Origin of the sequence: Streptomyces sp. NPDC101165 (genome assembly GCF_044768135.1) — a bacterium.
Lineage (GTDB): Bacteria > Actinomycetota > Actinomycetes > Streptomycetales > Streptomycetaceae > Streptomyces.
Genome location: NZ_JBIWPG010000007.1, coordinates 272,735 through 291,028 on the forward strand (window position 1 = coordinate 272,735; position 18,294 = coordinate 291,028).

The window sequence follows — 18,294 nt, forward strand, 5'->3', positions numbered from 1 at the left end:
TCTTCTGCTCGCGTACGGGCGCAAACTCCCGGCGACGCGCACGGACGAGTGATTCTTGCCTCCGGTCCCACCAGGGTTCCTGGTGAGGGGGGTGGACGTGGCGCGCGGGAGGGCAGCAGGCATGATCACCGCGTGAACAGAACATGGCGGGGCTGGGCGGCGCGGTGGGCGATCGCCCTGGTGTGGTTCTACGAGGGGTTCTGGTGCAAGATCTGGCCGGGGCGGGCGGATCAGCGGGCGATCGTGGGCGACGTACCGTTCCTGCCCGGATGGGCGGTGACGGGGGCGCTCCTCGCGATCGGCCTGGCCGAGGTGGCGATCGGCGTGTGGGTGCTGAGCGGGCGGCGGGCGCGGGAGGCCGCGGTCGTACAGACCGTGCTGGTGGTGGCGTTCAACATGGGCGGTCTGCTCTTCGGCGCCGACCGGATCGACGAGCCCGGGCGGCTCGTGACACAGGATCTGGCCTTCCTGGCGCTGATCTGGCTGGTGACGCGGACGGAGGCCGAGTGAGCGCGACACCTTGGGCACGCGGTCGGCTGCTCGGCGGGTTCGGCGGCCCACGCCTGCTCTTCGGGCGGATGTACGAGGACTGGGGTGTCGAGCTGGCGGTCTTCCCGCCGGCCGGCGCACGGGTGCTGTGCATCGCCTCGGCAGGTGACACGGCGGCGGCCCTGGATGCGGCGGGGTACGACGTGACGGCCGTGGACGTCAATCCGGTGCAGCTCGCTTACACGCGCGAGCGGCTGGCCGGCGGTGTGACCCGGGAGGGAACGGCCGAGGCGGTCATGCGCCTGGGCCGGGGCACCGCTGCCCGGCTGCTGCCCGCCTGGCGACGGACGGAGCTGCACGACTTCCTGACCCTCGACGATCCGCGGGAGCAAGCCTGCCGCTGGCGTGAGGAGTTGGACACCCCGGGTCTGCGCCGGCTGATGCGGGTCGCGCTGCGGCCCGGCGGCGCCCTGGCGGTGGCCCTGCGCCCGTCGTTCGCCGGTGTCGTCCCGCAACGTTTCGACGAGGTGCTGCGGCGGCGCCTCGAACGGACCGTGTGCGGGCATCCCAACGCGAGCAATCCCTGGCTGTGGCGGCTGCTGGCAGGGGCCGAGCCACCGGGCACTCCACCGCCCCGGGCACCGGGCGTCCGGCTGGTCCGTGACGACGTGGTGCACGCGTTGGAGCAGGCGCCGCGCGGCGCCTATGACGCGGTGACGCTGTCCAACGTGCTCGACGGGCCCGGCCCCGACTTCGCCCGTCGGCTGCGGGCGGCCGTGCGCCACGCGGTGCGGCCCGGCGGCGTGGTGGTGCTGCGCAGCGCCCGGGAGCCGGGTCCGGGCGGGCCGGGTTGGGTGGCGCAGGACAGCTCGGTGTTGTGGGGTGTCGTACGCGTGGTGCGCCTCGGGGGCGACGCCGTGGATCGGAGGATCGAGCCGTGAGATATCTGCTGCAGCGTCATCCCGTCGCCATACGCACGCACTTCGCGCACTCGCTGGTGCTGACGTACGCGCTGCCCGCCGAGGTGCTGCGCCCGCTGGTGCCGCCGGGCCTGGAGCTGGACACCTACGGGGAGCACGGGTTCGTGGCGGCCGCGCTGGTCGACACCCGAGCCCTGCGACCGGCGGGCCTGCCCGCCCGCCTCGGGGCGGACTACCTGCTCACCGGCTACCGCGTCTTCACCCGGTTCCGCACCCCGGGCGGCCGCGTCATGCGCGGACTGCGCATCCTGCGCAGCGACACCGACAGCAGGATGATGGTGCTCGGCGGCAACCTGATGACCCGCTACAACTACCGCTTGGCCCGCATCAGCACCCGTGTCGAGGCCGGTCGGCTGGAGTTCCGGGTGGACAGCGCCGACGGTCGGGCGGATCTGCACGTGCAGGCCGATCTCGGCAGCGCGCCGGCGCCGCTGCCCGCCGGCAGCCCGTTCGCGGACGCGCGCGCCGCCCGGCGCTTCGCGGGCCCGCTCCCGTACACCTTCGAGTACGAACCGCAGACCCGCTCGATGATCGTGATCAAGGCGTTCCGTACGCACTGGGACCCGCAGCCGGTCTCGGTGGACGTGCGCCGTCTGACGTTCTTCGACCACTCCCCGTTCGCGGGTACGCGGCCGGTCCTCGCCAACGCCTTCCACGTCGCCGACGTGAAGTACGGCTGGGAGCGAGGCCTGCGCCGGACCGAGACCGGTGGTGAGCGGTGATCGGCCGCTCCGGTGTCCGGGAGGTGGTCGCCTACAACTGGCCGCGGTACACGGCCGGTCTGGCCGCAGCGGCGGCTTCGGCCGCACTCGCCCACCGGCTGCCACCACCCCTGCGCACCATGGCCCGGGCCGGCTCCGCCGCCGCGGTCGGACTGCTCGCCTCCGCCACGGTCGCGAGCTGGCTCGTCTACGACCGCTCGGAGCTGTACGGCTACGACTGGCTGGACGCGCTGCTGCCGCAGGCGCCGTCCGCGCACGTGGTGGTGGGCACCGGCCTCGACGAGGCGAGTGTCCCGCTGGCCGCCCGCTGGCCGGCCTCCCGGCAGACCACCGTCGACCTCTACGACCCGGCCGTGATGACCGAGGGGTCGGTGCGCCGCGCCCGGCGCAGGGTGCCCCCGCCGCCGCACGCGGTGCCCGGCCGGGCGGAGGCGCTGCCCGTGGAGCCGGCCATGGCGGATGCCGTCTTCCTGGTGTTCGCCGCCCACGAGCTGCGGCGGGCGCGGGACAGGGAGCGGCTGTTCGCGCAGTGCGCTCGGGCGCTGCGCCCCGGCGGGCGCCTGGTCCTGGTGGAACACCTGCGGGACGGCGCGAACACGGCCGTCTTCGGACCGGGAGCCTGGCACTTCTTCCCTCGCGGAGAGTGGCTGCGGCTGGCCGCGCACGCGGGGCTGCGTCCCGCGGCCGAGCGCCGCGTCGCAGGCCTGGTCACGGCGTTCGCCTTCACCAGGGAGTGCGGGTGACCCAACTGCTCACGATCACCGCGCAGTTGCGCCTGGTCGGCCTGGCCCTCGTGGGCATGGGGCTGCTGCACGTGATCCTGCCCCGCATCCTGGGCTGGCCGGGTGACCTGGGCGGCAGCAGCCTGCTCACCCGTCAGGTCTCGTACGCGCACGTGTTCTTCATCGGCCTGACCTGCGTGCTGCTCGGCGCGCTGCCGCTGGCGTTCTCCCGTGAGCTGCTGAGCGGCGCGCCGCTGCCGACGGCCCTGCTGTGCGGACAGACCCTGTTCTGGGGCCTGCGCTGGGTGATGGAGTTCGCCTACTTCTCACCGCGGCTGTGGCGGGGGCACCGGCTGCGGACGGCGGGCCACCTCGCGCTCTCCCTGCTGTGGACGTGGGTGACCGCGGTGTTCACCCTGGCGACGGTGCGAGCGGTGGGCTGAGTCGTGCCGGCTGCGCGGCCTCACCCCGGGCCAGGGTGTCGGCGCCCAGCCGGCAGGCGTCAGTCGCCCGACCGGCCGTTGTCCCTGTCCGGCAGGTAGCTGGCCAGGCCGCGCAGGATGATCTCGACACCGATGTCGAAGCGCTCGTCGGAGGAGTCCGACACCATCAGCCCGGACAGGGCGCGCAGATGGGGGAAGTCCTCTTCGGGCAGGGACGCGAAGTAGTTCCTCATCTCCTCGGCCATCTCGCGCCAGTCGGGGCGGGCCAGGGAGGACCCGTCATCGCCGTGCTGGTCGGCCCGGTCCTGCCACATGCCCTCCTCCAGGACGAACCCGTCGATGTAGGTGGAGATGAGGTCACCCGCCTCCGCCGTGATGCGGTCGGGCAGCCCGGCGGTGCGGAAGATGGCGAGCAACGCCTCGACGTGCGGCAGTAGTTCGGCGGTGAACGGCACGTGGGCCATGGAGATCCTGGCCATGTCCCGGTGGGAGCGCAGACGCCGCCGTCCGGAGCGGGCGTAGTCCCGCACCTGCTCCTGCCACCGCTCCGGGTCGGGTTCGGGCAGCTCGAAGCCGTCGAAGAGCCGGGTGTACATCAGCTCCAGGAGGTCGTCCTTGGACCTGACGTGGGCGTAGAGGGCGGAGACCGTGACCCCCAGCTCGGCCGCGACCTGACGCATCGACAGTCCGTCGAGTCCCTGGCGGTCCAGCACGGTGAAGGCGGCCTCGACGACCCGCTCGCGGGACAGTGGTGCGCGCGCGGGGGCGACGCGGGCGCGCGCGGGGCGTTCGCGCTCCCAGGGGGACGGCGGAGGGGCTGCGGGGGTGTTCGAGGCCGCGTCGGTCATGACGACAGTTTAGGCGCTGGGAGAACACTGTTCACCTTCACTGAGCGGCATTCATGGCGACGAACGCGATATATCTTGTCCCGGCGTCATGCTTGCGCTATATCTTAATGAACGCCGTTCTCCCGGTGAGCACTGTTCTGTTAGTGTGAACAGTGTTCTGCCGTGCGTCCGGTCGTCCGTCTTCCCGGGCCGTACCAGCACCAGCGATCCGGGCAGTCACATCCATCCGTCCCACCGCGCCCGCGGGTCCTCACCGCGGCGCGGCCCATGTGCGAGGAGTTCCGATGTCCACCACCGGTGTCGCGTCCGTCGAGACGCCCACCGACTCGCCAGCGCCCTACCGGTGGCGCTGGGCTGCGCTCTTCGTGATCCTCGCGGCCGAGGTGATGGATCTCCTCGACGCAGTCGTCACGAACATCGCCGGCCCCTCCATGCGGGCCGACCTCGGCGGCGGCGCCTCCACCCTGCAGTGGCTCGCCGCCGCGTACACGCTCTCGATGGCCGTCGGCCTCGTCACCGGAGGGCGGCTCGGCGACATTCACGGGCGTCGCCGGATGTTCCTGATCGGGGCCGCCGGCTTCACCCTGGGCTCGCTGCTGTGCGCGATATCCGTGTCGCCCGAGATGCTGATCGGCGCACGCGTCGTCCAGGGTCTGTTCGGCGCGGTGATGCTGCCGCAGGGCCTCGGCATGATCAAGGAGATGTTCCCGCCGAAGGAGTCGCAGAAGGCCTTCGGCATGTTCGGCCCGGTCATGGGACTGTCCGCGGTGTGCGGGCCGATCCTGGCGGGCTGGCTCGTGGACGCCGACTACTTCGGCACCGGCTGGCGGATGATCTTCCTGATCAACCTTCCGCTGGGTGCCGCGGCATTCCTCGGCGCCCTGCGCTACCTGCCGAGGGGCCGCTCCGAGACCAAGCCGCGCCTCGACATCACCGGCATGCTCCTGGTCTCCCTGGCCGCGCTGCTCATCATCTTCCCGCTGGTCCAGGGTCGCGAGTACGACTGGCCCGTGTGGACGTTCGTGATGATGGCCGCCTCGGTGGTCGTGTTCGTCTTCTTCGCCAAGTACGAGTCGCGCCGCAGCAAGGACGGCCGGGACCCGCTGGTCGTCCCCAGCCTGTTCCGCAAGCGCGGGTTCAGCGGGGGCATGGCCCTCGGGCTGGTCTTCTTCTCGACCATGCAGGGCTTCATGCTGGTCTTCAACCTCTACACCCAGATCGGCCTGGGCTATTCGCCGCTCAAGGCCGGCCTGGTGATGGTGCCCTGGTCGGGCGGCATGATCGTCGGCTTCGGGATCGCCCAGGGTGTCGCCCGGTTCGGGCGGGCCGTGCTGCAGGGGGGCACGCTGGTCATGGCGCTCGGCGTGTTCGGCGTGTGGCTGACCCTCGACATGGTCGGCAGCGGCGTCGGGCCCTGGCAGCTCCTGCCCTCCCTGCTCGTCACCGGCATCGGCATGGGCCTGCTCATGGCACCGTTCTTCGACATCGTGCTCGCCAGTGTCGAGCAGCACGAGACGGGCTCGGCGTCCGGCACGATGACCGCGATGCAGCAGCTCGGCGGCGCCTTCGGCGTGGCCATCCTCGGCACCGTGTTCTTCGGTCTGCTGGGCGGCGGGATCGCCACCGCCGTGGACCACCGCTCGGACGGTCTGCGGGGCCAGTTGGCCGCCGCGCACGTCGCGCCCGCCGCTCGGGACCGCATCGTGACGGACCTGCGTGCGTGCGCCTCGGACCGCGCCGTGGCCAAGGATCCCGCCGCGACCCCGGCGTCCTGCACGCGCCTGGAGAAGGACACCCGGTCCGCCGTGACCTCGCCTCAGGCCGGGGCCCGGATACCCGCAGCGCTCAAGTCCACCGCGTCGTCGGCCTTCCAGAGCGGTTTCGGCTCCGTCATGAAGACGGTGCTGTGGATCGTGGACGGCATGCTCGCCCTGACCTTCCTGCTCGCGTTCCTCCTGCCCCGCCACGCGCGCCCCGAGGGCTCCGCCGGACACTGAGTCCCGGCCGCGTCGGCACCGCGAAGTACGGCCGCCGGCCCCCTCCTCAGGGGTGTCCGGCGGCCGTCCCGTGTCCGAGATGGCCGCACGGAGACGGCCTGTCACCGGATGCGCCCGCTCCCGTACAGTCCGTGGTGCCGGCGCTCCGTCGCGCCCACGCCCATCGGTTGACCAGGAGAGGAACCATGGACACCGAAACCAGTCCCGACTCCCTTGCCCACCTTCCCGGAACGGGGCGGCCGGTTCCCGAAGCCGAGCCCGGGCTCGTGGAGCGGTGGCGTTCCGGGGGCGGCGAACTGGTCGACCTGCTGGCCCAGGTGCGGGAGCGGCTCGGCGGGGTCGCCGCGTTCCGCCTCGGGCCGGTGCCCACCGTGCTCGTCACCGACCCGGAGGCGGTCCAGCACGTGCTCGCCCGGCATCCGGACCGGTACGTCAAGCGCTCCCACCGCGCCCGGCTGCTGATCGGCGACGGTGTCCTCGCCGCCACCGGTACGGCGTGGAAGCAGCAACGCCGCCTGCTGCAGTCCCAGTTCACCGGCACCGGGATGCGCCGCTACGAACAGCGGATCATCGGGGCCGCCCGGACCACCGCCGGGCGCTGGAGCGGGTACGCGCGTACCGGGCAGACCTTCGATGTCGCAGGGGAGATGCGCCGCTTCGCCCTCGACGCCATCTGGCGCTCGCTCACCGGACACCCTCTCGACGACGCAACCGAGCACGAACTGGCCGCCGTGGCAGCCGTGGCGACCGCCCTTCCGACACTGCCCGCCGATGCCACCGACGCCGAGGGCGCCGTCGCCGCCGATCTCGCGAGGATCGACGCGGTCGCCCGGCACGCCATCGAGGCCGCCCGCGACGGAGCGGCCGGCCCCGACGGCCCGGGCCTGCTGCACGTGCTGGTCGAGGCCTCCACCGAGCGCCCCGAGTACACCGACCGACTGATCCGCGACGAGCTGGTCACGCTGCTCGTGGCCGGGCACGAGACCACCGCAACCACCCTGACGTGGCTCTACCTGCTCCTCGACCGGCACCCCGCCACCCGCGAACAGGCTCTCGCCGCCGGGGCGGAAGGCTCGGCACAACGCCGCCAGGCCATCCAGGCGCTGGTTCACGAGACACTCCGGCTCTACCCCTCCGCCTGGATCCTGCCCCGCCACGCCACTGAGGACGACATCCTCGCCGGCTACACCGTCGAGGCGGGCACCGACATCCTGACCTGCCCGTACCTCACGCACCGCGATCCCGGACTGTGGCCGGATCCCGAGCGTTTCGACCCCCGGCGCTTCCTCACCCCGGACGGCCGCCCCACCCATCCGGGCGCCTACTTCCCCTTCGGCATCGGCGCCCGCGCCTGCCTCGGTCTGCAGTTCGCGCTCCGCGAGACGACCATCCTGCTCGAACACCTGCTCCCGGCCCACACCCCGGCCTTCTCCTCCAGCCCCACGAAGGCGGCGTTCGGCATCACCGTCCGCCCCGACGGCCCCACCCCGGCGACGCTGGGAGCTCCACACAGCTGACGTTGCACGGGTTCCTGGACGATTCAGGATCAGGTCGGCCCGCGTTCACCCGGCGAACGCGGACGACCTACGCTACGACTTCGGCGATGCCCCCACCGCCCGACCCGCACCGTCCCGAAAGGACGAGCCCCGTGCTCACGTCGTACGCAGCCCACTTCGACACGCCCGCCGGGTATCTCGACTTCGCACGGTTCGGTCCGCCCTCGCGGGACGCCGTGGCCGCCACCGCGCGGGCCATGGAGGAGTCCGTCGGCGCCGACCACACGACCGTGAACGGTCTGATGGGCGCGGAAGGGGTCGCGCGGGACACGGCAGCCCGGCTCGCGGGCACGGACGCCCGGCACACCGTGCTGCTCCCCAACGCGTCCACCGGTCTGTTCCACGCCGCTCTCGGCATCCGGGACGGTGTGGTCCTCGCGCCGCGCACCGACTTCCCGGCCAACCACTATCCATGGCGCCGCACGGCGGCCCTGGGCCGGGCCACGCCGCGCTGGCTCGACCCTGCGCCCGGCGGCGGGGTCACCCCCGACCTGGTCCGCGCCGCGCTGACCGACGACGTCGTCGCCGTGTCCGTCAGTGCCGTGGACTTCCGCACCGGCTTCCGTGCCGACCTGGCGGCCCTGCGCGAGGCGATCGGACCGGACCGACTGCTGATCGTGGACGCCATCCAGGCGTTCGGCGTGGCCGGGATGCCCTGGGACGCGGCCGACATGGTGGTCGCGGGCGGTCAGAAATGGCTGCGCGCGGGATGGGCCACCGGCTTCGCGACGCTGTCCGATCGCGCGCTGGAATCCCTGGAGCCGGTCCTGACCGGCTGGACGGGCGTCGAGGACGTCGGCCTCTTCGACGGAGCGGAGCATCCGCCCGCCCCGGACGCGCGCCGGTGGTCGATCACCAACCTCAGCCCGGTGACGGCCGCCTCGTTCGCGGCCGCGCTGGACCTCGTCGAGCGGCACACCGTCGCGGCGATCGAGGCCGCGATCGCCGCGCGGATCGGCGAACTCACCGATGTCGTCCAGGAGTACGGCGGCCAGGTCCTCTCCCCCACCGACCCGGCGCGGCGCGGGGGCATCCTCTCCTTCACGATGCCGGACCACGATCCGTCGCTCGTCGCGAAGTCCTTGCACGCCGAGGGTGTCACTCCGACGGTGCGCACCGACTCGCTCAGGCTCTCCCCGCACGCCTCGACCCCGCCGGAGGCGTCCGATCGGGTCGCTGCCGCGCTGTCGTCGCTGCGGAACTGACCCCGACCGGCGGGACGTTCTCCCCCTTCAGAACCTTGCCGGTGGGTCCCTTGGGCAGGGCGTCGGCGATCCACACCTTCCGCGGGTACTTGTAGGCGGCGACCTGACGTCTGACGTACGCACGCAGTTCCTCGGCTGTCGCCCGGGCACCCGGTTCGAGTACGACCGCAGCCCCGACCTCCTCACCGAGATCGGGGTCGGGAAGGCCGATGACCGCGGCGTCGGCGACCGCGGGGGGCTCGTACAGCACGTCTTCGAGTTCGCGGGGGTACACGTTGTAGCCGCCCCGAATGATCACGTCCTTCGTCCGTCCGACGATCCAGAAGTATCCGAACCGGTCGACCCGGCCGAGGTCGCCGGTGTGGAGCCAGCCGTCGCGGATCGTGGCGGCGGTCTCCTCGGGGCGTTGCCAGTACCGCTTCATCACGTTGTGCCCACGGATGACGATCTCGCCGGTCTCCCCCTGCGGTACCTCCCTGCCGTTGTCGACCACCCGCATCTCGACGCCCGGGATCGGGGTGCCGACCGAGCCGGGCCTGGGCCCGGGCCTGCAGGGTGTTGAACGAGGCGACCGGCGAGGTCTCCGACAGTCCGTACCCTTCGAGCACGACGCAGCCGAACGCGTCCTGGAAGTCGTACAGCACCTGGACCGGCATGGCCGCGCCGCCGGCCAGGGCCACGCTCAGCCGGGAGACGTCGTAGGCGTCGCGGTCGGGCTGCCGCAGCAGCCTGCTGTACACCGTCGGCACCCCGGCGAAGACGGTCACCCCGTGCTCGGCGAGGACCGCCAGTGCTTTCGCCGCGTCGAAGCGCGGCAGCAGCGTCAGGCACGCGCCGGTGCAGACGGCTGCGTTGAGCGTGCAGGTCTGTCCGAAGGCGTGGAACAGGGGCAGCCCACCGAAAATCACGTCGTCGCCGGTGAGTTGGAACAGCTCGGTGGCCACGACGTGGCAGTTGCGGGTGAGGTTGGCATGGGTCAGTTCGGCGCCCTTCGGCTCACCGGTCGTCCCCGAGGTGTAGAGAATGACCGCGGTGTCGTCCTCGTGCCGGCCGGCCACCTCGGCAACGGGTCGGGCTGATCCCGTCAACTCGTCGAGTGCGCCGGGACCGACGACGACCGCCTGTGCCTCGGTCTGTTGCGCACCGGCCCGCGCCTCGTCGGCGAAGTCCTGCCAGGAGAAGAGCAGCCGGGCACCCGAGTCGCCGAGGTAGTAGGCGACCTCACGGGACTTGAGCAGGGGGTTCATCGGGACGATGGTGCCGCCGGCCCGGAGTACGCCGTAGTAGACGAGGGCGAACTCCGGCACGTTGGGCAGCATGATCGCGACTCGGTCCCCGGGTTTCACTCCACGGTCCAGGAGCAGTCCTGCCATGCGGGCGCTGCCCTGGTCGAGCGCGCGATAGGAGACGGAGGTGTCCCCGAGACGCAATGCGGCGCGATCCGAATGGGTGCGGGCGCTGCCGACCAGTCGGGCTGCGAGGTTCATGCTCACGCGAATCACCCCTCGGGTGGGAATTGGTGCCGATGAACTATTCCGTTTGACCATTCCGTCGGCGGTGATCGCGCAGCGGTGGGATCAGGAGCCGCCCGGTAGGATTGGCCCATGGCTGCGGAGCATCCCGAGGCCGCGAAACAACTGTCCGTGGTCGCGGAGAACGTCGAGGCGCACCTTTCGGAGGTCGGCCGCGACGTCGTCGACAACGTCATGGCCGAGGTCCCCGATCTCCGGGGTGACACAACCGTCGTCAAAATCCTGCAGGCAAGCTGCGAGGAAAACATCGCCACATTGCTGCACGTTTTCGAGAACGATATTTCCCTGGAAAACGTCGAGGGCCCCGCAGCCGCTTTCGAGTACGCCAGGAGACTCGCTCAGAGGGATGTCCCCCTCAGCGCGATGACCAGGGCGTACAGGATCGGGCACTGGCGCTTTCTGCAGTGGTGCCTGGACGAGCTCAACCGGCAGGGCGCCGACCACGAGCTGTACGCCGCGACCAACCAGCGGATGCTGCAGGTGAGCTTCGGTTACATCGACCGCGTGACCGAGCACGTCATCGTGACCTACCAACAGGAACGCGATCACTGGCTGCTCAGTCAGAGCGCCGCGCGCGCCGCGCGTGTGCGGGACATCCTCGACGAGAAGGACGTCGACCTCAACTGGGCCGAACCGGCTCTTGGTTACCGCCTCCGGCAGAACCACCTCGGGCTGGTGGTCTGGTTGCCCACGCTGACGGACGAGGGAGCCGGACTGGCCCGACTCGACCGGATCACCTGCGAGATCGCCCGGGAGCTCGACTGCCCCGCCCGGCCGCTGTTCGTCCCCCGGGACGCGGTGCTGTCCTGGGCCTGGCTGCCGATCGGCTCGCGCGACGACGTCTCCTGGCAAGAGGTGTCGAACGTGGTCGAGCGCAGCGAGCCCTCCGTGCACGTCTGCGCCGGGGACGTCGGGTACGGCATCGAGGGATTCCGGTCCACGCACCGGCAGGCACTGCGCACACAGGAACTCGCGGCAGCGGCGAATCCGGCCCGCCGGTTCACCGACTTCTCCACCGTCGCTCCCATCGCCCTGATGGCCACGAACATCGACGACATGCGCACCTGGGTGTGGGGCGTCCTGGGTCCGCTGGCCGTCGACGACGAGAACTCCGCACGGCTGCGGGAGACCGCGCACATATTCCTGGATTCCGGCTGCAGTTACACCGCCACCGCCAGCGCTCAGATTCTGCACAAGAACACCGTCCAGTACCGAATCCGGAAAGCCGAGGAAATCATGGGACGCCCGGTCCAGAAAGGGCACACCGATCTGGAGGTCGCGCTGCGCGCCGTGCAGTACCTCGGCTCGACGCTTCTTCGCTCCGACCCCGAATGACCTGAGAACGCCTCGGTCATCGTCGGGTGCCCTTTCTCGCGGTGCGGGGGTCAGCGGCCCTGCCAGTGCGGTTCACGCCGTTCCGCGAAGGCGTGGGCGCCCTCCTGTGCGTCGTGGGACGCCAGAACCGGCGCGACGATCCGGTCCTGCTCCGCGAAGGCGTCCCGGTCGGAGAAGGATCTCCGCTCGTTGACGACCTGTTTCACGGCTGCCACGGCCAGGGGCGCGTTGTGGGCGATGCTGGTGGCCAGTTCCAGGGCCCGGTTCAGGGCCTGGCCCGGTTGGGGTTCTGATCCGGGCGCGGGTCATGCCGGCGAAGCCCGTCCTTCGACGACGGGCTTGTCCCCGGCCGCGAAGGCCTTGAGGTCCATGCCCGCGCTGAAGACGCCGCCCGCCCCGGTGAGGATGCCGACCAGCAGGTCGTCGCGGGACTCCAGGTGGTCGACGGCGGCCGCCAGTGCCTGGGCGGTGGCTCCGTCGATGGCGTTGCGGGCCTTCGGCCGGTCGATCGTGATCACGAAGATGCCGTCTCGTTCCTCGGTGCGCACCGTTGGGGTGCCAGTGGCCGCGCTCACAGCGGTGATTCCTTTCTCCCTCCCGGTTCTCCCGTCTCCCCTCTCCGCTGTTCGGGATGCGTCCTCAGTCGATCGCTTCCGCCTTGCGCAGTTCTGTCACCCCGGCATCGTCGTAGCCGAGGTCCCGAAGCACGGACTCGGTGTGTTCGCCCAGGTCAGGTGCCGGGCGTGCCGGGACCTTCCGCTCCTGGTCGAGTCGCACGGGGCTGTCGATCGTCAGGTGCGGCTCGGCGTTGCCGTCCTCGATCGGAACGAGGATCCGGTTGGCGACGAGCTGGGGGTCGTGGGCGAACTCGTCGAGCGTCTGAACGACTCCGTAGGTGAGGCCCGCGGAGTCGAGCAGCTCACGCCACTCGGCCAGCGAGCGGGTCGCGAACGTCCTGTCCAGCACGCCGGCGATCTCGGCGGCGTGGGCACGACGGCTCTTCGAGTCGACGTAGTGCGGGTTCCGTGCCGCCTCGGGGTGGCCGATGGCCTGCAGGAACAGTGGGACTTGCTTGTCCTCGTTGGCGAAGGCCAGCAGCAGCCAGCGGTCGTCCGCGGTGCGGTAGACGTTGGCGAGCGCGTTCGGCGGGTCGGACCGGTCGGCCGGGTGGGGGGCCTTCCCGCCGACCAGCGCGGCCTGCAGCCACATGCCGGCCGCCCAGGCGCCCTCGGCGACCAGCGACGCCGTGACGCGGGCACCCTGACCGGTCTTCTCCCGCCGGTACAGCGCGGTCATGATCCCGGCGAACAGGGTGATCGCCGTCGGGTGGTCGCCCGATCCGAACGCATTGATGGCCGGCGCCGCGTCCCGCTGGCGCGTCACGTCCATGAGGCCGCTGCGCGCCCAGAACGCCGTCACGTCGAACCCGGGCAGGTGCGCGTCCGGCCCCTGCTCGCCGAAACCTGTGACATCGGCGTAGATCAGCCGGGCGTTGAGGGGGGCCAGGTCGTCGTAGTCCAGTCCCAGCTTGGCCCGGGTGCGCGGCGGGAAGTTGGTCACCAGCACGTCCGCCCAGGTCGCCAGCCGCTCGACCACGGCCCTGGCGCCGGGCGACTTCAGATTGAGTGCGATGCTGCGCTTGTTGCGGTTGTCCAGCTGCCAGGGGTAGTTGATCCCCTCGACACGAGGGTTCGGCGGCATGCGGCTGAGCGAACGGTACGCGTCGCCCACGCGCGGTGGTTCCACCTTGACGACGTCGGCGCCGAAGTCACCGAGGATGGCGGCCGCGGCGGGCCCGGCGATGAAGCTCGCGAGGTCGACGACGTGCAGTCCCTCCAGCAGGGGCGTGTTCGCCATGACAGATCCTCTCTCGGCACCTCCCGCGCGGCGCCGGTGGCCGCTCCCGCGACCGTGGGCGCCGACGCGATGGGTGCCGGGTCAGTGGCCCGGAGTCGCCGGCAGGAAGGCGTTGAATCCCGTGATGTCCCGGCCGACGATCAGCGCCTGCACGGTGTCGGTGCCCTCGTACGTGTTGATCGCTTCGATGTCGCACAGGTGCCGGGCCACGTGGTAGTCGAGGATGATCCCGTTGCCGCCCAGCATGTCGCGGGCGTCGGCGAGGATGGCGCGGGCGCGCTCCGTGTAGTGCATCTTGGCCAGAGCCACGCGCGGCATCGAGTACTTGCCCTGGTCCAGCAACTGGCTCAGCCGGTACTGCATGCACACCATGTCGGTGATGTCCGCGAGCATCCGCGCCAGCCGGTACTGGATGAGCTGGTAGGCGGCGAGCGGCATCCCGAACTGCTTGCGCTGCTTGGCGTACGCCAGGGCGGTCTCGTAGCCCGCGATGGCCGCGCCGATCGACTCCCAGGCCACGCAGAAGCGCGAGGCCAGCAGGACCTTCTCGGTGTCGCGGAAGGTGTTGGCGTTCGCCAGCCGGTTCTCGGCGGGCACCCGGACGTCGGTGAGGGTGATCTGGGCGTTCTGGACGCAGCGCAGAGCCGTCTTGCCCGTGATGACCTGGGCGTCGAAACCGGGAGTGCCCTTCTCGACCACGTAGCCGCCCACGTGCCCGTCCTCGCCACGGGCCCAGATGATCACGTAGTCGGCGAAGGTCGCGTTGCCGATCCACCGCTTGTGACCGTTGAGGACGAAGGAGTCGCCGTCCCGGCGCGCGCTGGTCTCCAGCTTGACCACGTCCGTGCCGTGCGCGGGCTCGGTCAGGCCGAAGGCGCCGATCTTCTCCAGGCGTGCCATCGGCGGCAGGAAGCGCTGCTTCTGCTCCTCCGAGCCCAGCAGTCCGATGGAGGCCATGGCCAGGGCCGAGTGGACACCCAGGAAGGTGGAGATGCTCAGATCGCCGCGGGCCAGCTCCAAGATCACGACGCCGGCCGTCACGTTGCTCATCCCCGCGCTGCCGTAGCCGGGGAGCTGGAGGCCCGCGATGTCCAGCTGCGCCAGCTTCGGCACCAGCTCGTGCGGAAACTCCGCGCGCTCCCAGTAGGGGTTGATGATCGGGATGACCTCCTGGTCCATGAAGTCGCGGACCTTGTGCCGGAGGGTCTGCTGCTCGTCCGTGAGGAGGTCGCCCAGCAGGTAGTAGTCGGAGTGCTCGGGTCCGCCCAGCACCGGTGGCTCCACCACATGCCCGTTCCCGGCAGGGCCGACCCCGCCCAGAAGGCTCTGGCCCGAGCCGGCCGCCGTGCCGTGAGTCGCCTTCATCTGCCGCTCCTTCCGATCGGAACCCGATGGCGTCAGTGAGATCGACGCTAGGAGCGGGCGGGGGCGCGGCCACTGGGCGCGGAACACCACATTTCCTTCCGATTTGGTGTCCATATACCAATTCGCCCGACGGCCCCTGCGCGTCAGCCTTGCGCTACGGCACGGCCTTCAACGCGTACAAGCCAGTCCACCGTGTGGCGATCGTCGGGACCGGCACCATAGGTGCCGCCTCGGCGACGCACTATCTCGTCCGTGGCTTCGACGTCATGACGACCGACACCTCCCCCACCGCGGAGACGGCCCTGCGGTCGTACGTGGAGGCGGCATGGGACGCGGCCGCCTCGATCGGGCTCGCGCCCGATGCCTCGCCGGAGCGCCTGAGCTTCACCGCGGACCTGCGTCAGGCCCTCGCGGACGCCGATTTCGACCGGAGAACGCACCTGAGCGCCCGCAGCTCAAGGTCAAGCTGTTCGCCGACATCGACGACGCGAGGCCGCCGGACGCGATCATCGCGTCGAGTTCGTCGGGCATCACGATGAGCGTCATCCAGGCCGAGTGCCGGCGTCCGGAACGCACCGTCATCGGTCATCCCTTCAACCCACCGCACATCGTCCCGCCGGCCGAGGTCGTCGGCGGAACGAGGACCGCTCCGCAGACGATCCGGGACGTCATGTCGTTCTACGCCGCGATCGGCAAGAAACCGATCCACCTCAAGAAGGAGGACAGGGCAACCTCACCGGCATCGCCCGTGCGGTGCTGCCGACCGGAACGAGGGGCTGGGCCCGGTCGAACGGCCGCCCGCGCACAGCCGTTCGCGCCCCGCCTACCCTGCGGTCATGGGCGCGGAGTGGAGTTCGCGTACCAGCTGCGGGGTGAGCAGTTCGCCGGCGCGGTCGGCGAGGACAGCCATTTCGTAGCCGACCAGACCGACGTCGCATCCCTCGGCCGCCAGGACGCCGAGGCAGCTTCCGTCGCGGATGCGGCCGACCATGAGGAAGCCGCCGAGCATCTCGATCATGACGAGTTTCATGCCGTGGAAGCCGTGCGCCGTCGCCGCGTTCTGGGCGAGGCTGGTGATGCCGGAGACGACGGCGGCGAGGTGGTCGGCGCGGTCTCGGCCGAGGTTGTCCGAGGCGGCCATGAGCAGGCCGTCGGAGGAGACGGCGACGGCGTCGGTGACGCCGTCGGCGGTGCGGACGAACTCCGAGATGAGCCAGCCGAAACTCTGCACGGCGGTGGTCATGATGACGCTCCTTGAGTGGTGCGGGCCTCGCCACGGGCGACACCTGCTCTGAAGCCGTTGAGCAGGGAGGAGACGGCGGGCCGGGCGGGCTGGGAGGAGGCGGTGGGATCCTCCGCTGGGGCGAGCAGGTGCCCGGGGAGAGCGAGGAGTGCGGACAGACCGCCGCCGGTGGTGTCGAAGAGGTGGACCTGGGTGCCTTCACCGAGGCGGTGGGCGAGTCGGCCGACGACGAGGTGGCCGAGGAACCGGGTGGGCGCGGCGAGGAGGGCCTCCTCGCCGGAGCCGGAGAAGCGGGCGTGGGCGCGTTCCTTGTCGGCTTCGGACATGCCGACGCCGTGGTCGACCACGGCGAAGCAGTACGTGGCGTCCTCGGTGTCGTACCAGCCGTGCACCTCGACGGGTTCGGTCGGCGGCGAGAAGGTCAGTCCGTTCTCGATGAGTTCGGCAAGGAGATGGGCGACATCGGCGACGGCGTGTCCGCGCACCCGCACCGGCTCCACGGGCGCGATCAGCACCCTCCGGTACTGCTCCACCTCGGCGACGGCGGACTGGACGACTTCGAGGCCGTCGGCCGGTGCCGCCGTGGGCCGCGGCGGATTCTGCCCCGCGAGGACCAGCAGGTTCTCGGCGTTGCGCCGCATACGGGTGGCGAGGTGGTCGAGCTCGAAGAGCTCGGCGAGGGCGTCCGGGTCGAGTTCCTGCCGTTCCAGACGGGTGATGAGAGCGAGTTGACGACGCACGAGGTTCTGGTTGCGGCGTCCGAGATTGGCGAGCGACTCGGTGGTGTTGCGGCGCAGCCCGGCCTGCTGGGCCGCGAGGTGGAGAGCGGTGCGCTCCACCTGGTGCAGGGAGGCTGCGACCTCGGTGATCTCCGTCGCGCCGCCCAGCATCCGCGCATCGCGCTGGTCGGGGGCGTCCGCAGCCAGGAGGAGTTCCATGTGATCCTGCGGAGCCTGCTGGATACGGGCGACGGTCGCGGGCAGTCGGTGCCGTGCCACGTCGTGGGCGGTCTCGGTGAGCGCACCGAGCGGGCGCGTGAGGGAGCGGGAGGCGAAGGCGGCGAGGCCCGCGAGCAGGACGGCCACGAGCGTTCCCGCGACGAGGTGGGCGGCGAGGCCCGTCTCGGCCTCGTGGCTGAGCCCGTCGGCCCGGTCCCGTACGTCGTGCCCCACCGACAGCTGGACGGCGTACAGATCGTCGACGAGCACGGTCATCGCGTTCCACCAGGTGCCGGCGTCGGCGCGCAGTGGGGAGCCGTCGGGGGCGTCGTCCGCCCGGTTCTCGTAGTCGAGGGCGCGTCGGGCGTCCGCGGTTGCGAAGGCCCGTTCCAGGGCCGCGCGTTGAGGTGCGGTGGCGACGTGCCGGAAGCGGGTCAGGGCGGCGACGCGCGTGGCGCGCACCTCGGTGAAGGTGAGGTACTCGCGGCCGTGGAAGGCGCCTTCGGCGAACACGCCGTTGAGGAGCCCGCGTTCGAGAGCGACGGACTCCTTGGCCGCGGCCAGCTCCCGCAGTGCCGCGAGCCCGTCGCCCAGTCGGCGGTCGGCGCGCGTCGCGGTCTCCGCGACCGGGTCGACGGCGTCGAGGGCGTCGACCGCGTCGGTGTAGAAGGTGAGGGTCGCCGCCCTGTCGGCGGTGCCCCGGTCGGCGGCTGCACGGATGTCGGCGAGACGTCCCAGGTTCCGTCGGACGACACCCTCGACGGCGCTGTCACCTCGCATGGCGCGCAGCGTGGTGTCCACGCGCGTGCGCGTGGCGTCCAGCGTGGGGCGGAACGCCTTCTCGCCTCCCAACAGGCCGTTGGTCAGGCCGCGTTCGCGTTGCAGCTGGTGCACCAGGGCCTGGATCCGCAGACTGAGTCCGACCTCGGCACGGGTTGTCCGGGCATCACCGAGGTCCTCGACGCGGTCGTGCACCGCGAGACCCGCCACGGCCAGCAGCAGACAGATCGGGACCGTGACGACCACCGCCACCCGGCCCCTGATGCTGCGCCAGCCAGGTAT

General features: G+C 71.1%; 18 protein-coding genes and 2 pseudogenes. 11 read left to right on the forward strand and 9 right to left on the reverse strand.

Features of this window, described 5'->3' with window-relative positions; genetic code table 11:
- Positions 1 to 132 precede the first annotated feature (132 nt).
- From ACIRVH_RS17255 to ACIRVH_RS17275, 5 genes are read left to right on the forward strand one after another with little or no spacing between them, the layout of a single operon-like run.
- A complete protein-coding gene (locus tag ACIRVH_RS17255) occupies positions 133 to 510 on the forward strand; it encodes a DoxX-like family protein (RefSeq protein WP_403953576.1) in 378 nt (125 codons plus the stop codon).
- Entirely contained in the window at positions 507 to 1,430 is a 924-nt protein-coding gene (locus ACIRVH_RS17260; RefSeq protein ID WP_403953578.1) for a hypothetical protein, read from the forward strand. Before ACIRVH_RS17255 ends, ACIRVH_RS17260 begins: the two co-directional genes overlap by 4 nt.
- Positions 1,427 to 2,191, forward strand: a complete 765-nt coding sequence (locus tag ACIRVH_RS17265) for a DUF2071 domain-containing protein (protein ID WP_403953580.1) — start codon at positions 1,427 to 1,429, stop codon at positions 2,189 to 2,191. The genes ACIRVH_RS17260 and ACIRVH_RS17265 overlap by 4 nt, the downstream gene beginning before the upstream one ends.
- Entirely contained in the window at positions 2,188 to 2,934 is a 747-nt protein-coding gene (locus ACIRVH_RS17270) for a class I SAM-dependent methyltransferase (protein WP_403953581.1), read from the forward strand. The genes ACIRVH_RS17265 and ACIRVH_RS17270 overlap by 4 nt, the downstream gene beginning before the upstream one ends.
- Positions 2,931 to 3,356, forward strand: a complete 426-nt coding sequence (locus ACIRVH_RS17275) for a hypothetical protein (protein WP_403953583.1) — start codon at positions 2,931 to 2,933, stop codon at positions 3,354 to 3,356. Before ACIRVH_RS17270 ends, ACIRVH_RS17275 begins: the two co-directional genes overlap by 4 nt.
- Positions 3,357 to 3,415: 59 nt before the next feature.
- Here ACIRVH_RS17275 and ACIRVH_RS17280 read toward each other — a convergent pair whose 3' ends face one another.
- Positions 3,416 to 4,204 carry a TetR/AcrR family transcriptional regulator gene (locus ACIRVH_RS17280; protein WP_403953586.1) on the reverse strand — a complete coding sequence of 263 codons (789 nt, stop codon included), beginning with the start codon at positions 4,202 to 4,204 and terminating at the stop codon, positions 3,416 to 3,418.
- Positions 4,205 to 4,488: 284 nt separating this feature from the next.
- On the opposite strand from ACIRVH_RS17280, the gene ACIRVH_RS17285 reads away from it, so the two are divergent.
- The 3 genes from ACIRVH_RS17285 (at position 4,489) to ACIRVH_RS17295 (ending at position 8,962) form a co-directional block, all read left to right on the forward strand.
- The gene (locus tag ACIRVH_RS17285) at positions 4,489 to 6,201 is read left to right on the forward strand and encodes an MFS transporter (RefSeq protein ID WP_403953589.1); all 1,713 of its coding nucleotides are present in this window, start codon (positions 4,489 to 4,491) and stop codon (positions 6,199 to 6,201) included.
- Between the two features lie 185 nt (positions 6,202 to 6,386).
- The gene (locus tag ACIRVH_RS17290) at positions 6,387 to 7,718 is read left to right on the forward strand and encodes a cytochrome P450 (protein ID WP_403953591.1); all 1,332 of its coding nucleotides are present in this window, start codon (positions 6,387 to 6,389) and stop codon (positions 7,716 to 7,718) included.
- 131 nt (positions 7,719 to 7,849) lie between these two features.
- Positions 7,850 to 8,962: an aminotransferase class V-fold PLP-dependent enzyme gene (locus tag ACIRVH_RS17295; protein WP_403953593.1), complete on the forward strand. Its 1,113-nt coding sequence runs from the start codon at positions 7,850 to 7,852 to the stop codon at positions 8,960 to 8,962.
- Here the strand turns inward: ACIRVH_RS17295 and ACIRVH_RS17300 are convergent.
- Positions 8,883 to 9,386 (reverse strand): acyl-CoA synthetase, encoded by a 504-nt coding sequence (locus tag ACIRVH_RS17300; RefSeq protein ID WP_403953954.1) that lies wholly within the window; start codon positions 9,384 to 9,386, stop codon positions 8,883 to 8,885. The genes ACIRVH_RS17295 and ACIRVH_RS17300 overlap by 80 nt on opposite strands.
- Before the next feature lie 45 nt (positions 9,387 to 9,431).
- Positions 9,432 to 10,509: pseudogene (locus ACIRVH_RS17305) on the reverse strand (AMP-binding protein); the annotation flags it as partial.
- Positions 10,510 to 10,566: 57 nt separating this feature from the next.
- On the opposite strand from ACIRVH_RS17305, the gene ACIRVH_RS17310 reads away from it, so the two are divergent.
- Complete coding sequence (locus ACIRVH_RS17310) at positions 10,567 to 11,829, forward strand: PucR family transcriptional regulator (protein WP_403953596.1); 1,263 nt, start codon at positions 10,567 to 10,569, stop codon at positions 11,827 to 11,829.
- A gap of 50 nt (positions 11,830 to 11,879) precedes the next feature.
- Here the strand turns inward: ACIRVH_RS17310 and ACIRVH_RS17315 are convergent, their stop codons facing one another.
- The 4 genes from ACIRVH_RS17315 to ACIRVH_RS17330 form a co-directional block, all read right to left on the reverse strand.
- Positions 11,880 to 12,098, reverse strand: coding sequence for an enoyl-CoA hydratase-related protein (locus ACIRVH_RS17315; RefSeq protein ID WP_403953956.1), 219 nt, complete (start codon positions 12,096 to 12,098; stop codon positions 11,880 to 11,882).
- A 36-nt stretch (positions 12,099 to 12,134) separates the two neighbouring features.
- The gene (locus ACIRVH_RS17320) at positions 12,135 to 12,404 is read right to left on the reverse strand and encodes an enoyl-CoA hydratase-related protein (protein ID WP_403953599.1); all 270 of its coding nucleotides are present in this window, start codon (positions 12,402 to 12,404) and stop codon (positions 12,135 to 12,137) included.
- A gap of 64 nt (positions 12,405 to 12,468) precedes the next feature.
- Positions 12,469 to 13,686, reverse strand: coding sequence for a CaiB/BaiF CoA transferase family protein (locus tag ACIRVH_RS17325; RefSeq protein ID WP_403953601.1), 1,218 nt, complete (start codon positions 13,684 to 13,686; stop codon positions 12,469 to 12,471).
- An 81-nt stretch (positions 13,687 to 13,767) separates the two neighbouring features.
- A complete protein-coding gene (locus ACIRVH_RS17330; RefSeq protein WP_403953604.1) occupies positions 13,768 to 15,051 on the reverse strand; it encodes an acyl-CoA dehydrogenase family protein in 1,284 nt (427 codons plus the stop codon).
- Between the two features lie 149 nt (positions 15,052 to 15,200).
- Here ACIRVH_RS17330 and ACIRVH_RS17335 point away from each other — a divergent pair, with 149 nt between their 5' ends.
- Both ACIRVH_RS17335 and ACIRVH_RS17340 read left to right on the forward strand, forming a co-directional pair.
- Entirely contained in the window at positions 15,201 to 15,590 is a 390-nt protein-coding gene (locus tag ACIRVH_RS17335) for a 3-hydroxyacyl-CoA dehydrogenase NAD-binding domain-containing protein (protein ID WP_403953606.1), read from the forward strand.
- Positions 15,530 to 15,706: pseudogene (locus ACIRVH_RS17340) on the forward strand (3-hydroxyacyl-CoA dehydrogenase NAD-binding domain-containing protein); the annotation flags it as partial. The gene ACIRVH_RS17335 and the pseudogene ACIRVH_RS17340, both read left to right, overlap by 61 nt.
- Before the next feature lie 168 nt (positions 15,707 to 15,874).
- Here the strand turns inward: ACIRVH_RS17340 and ACIRVH_RS17345 are convergent.
- Together ACIRVH_RS17345 and ACIRVH_RS17350 are read right to left on the reverse strand one after the other, a co-directional pair.
- A complete protein-coding gene (locus ACIRVH_RS17345; protein ID WP_403953608.1) occupies positions 15,875 to 16,294 on the reverse strand; it encodes a roadblock/LC7 domain-containing protein in 420 nt (139 codons plus the stop codon).
- Complete coding sequence (locus ACIRVH_RS17350) at positions 16,291 to 18,264, reverse strand: nitrate- and nitrite sensing domain-containing protein (RefSeq protein ID WP_403953611.1); 1,974 nt, start codon at positions 18,262 to 18,264, stop codon at positions 16,291 to 16,293. The genes ACIRVH_RS17345 and ACIRVH_RS17350 overlap by 4 nt, the downstream gene beginning before the upstream one ends.
- Positions 18,265 to 18,294: the final 30 nt, after the last annotated feature.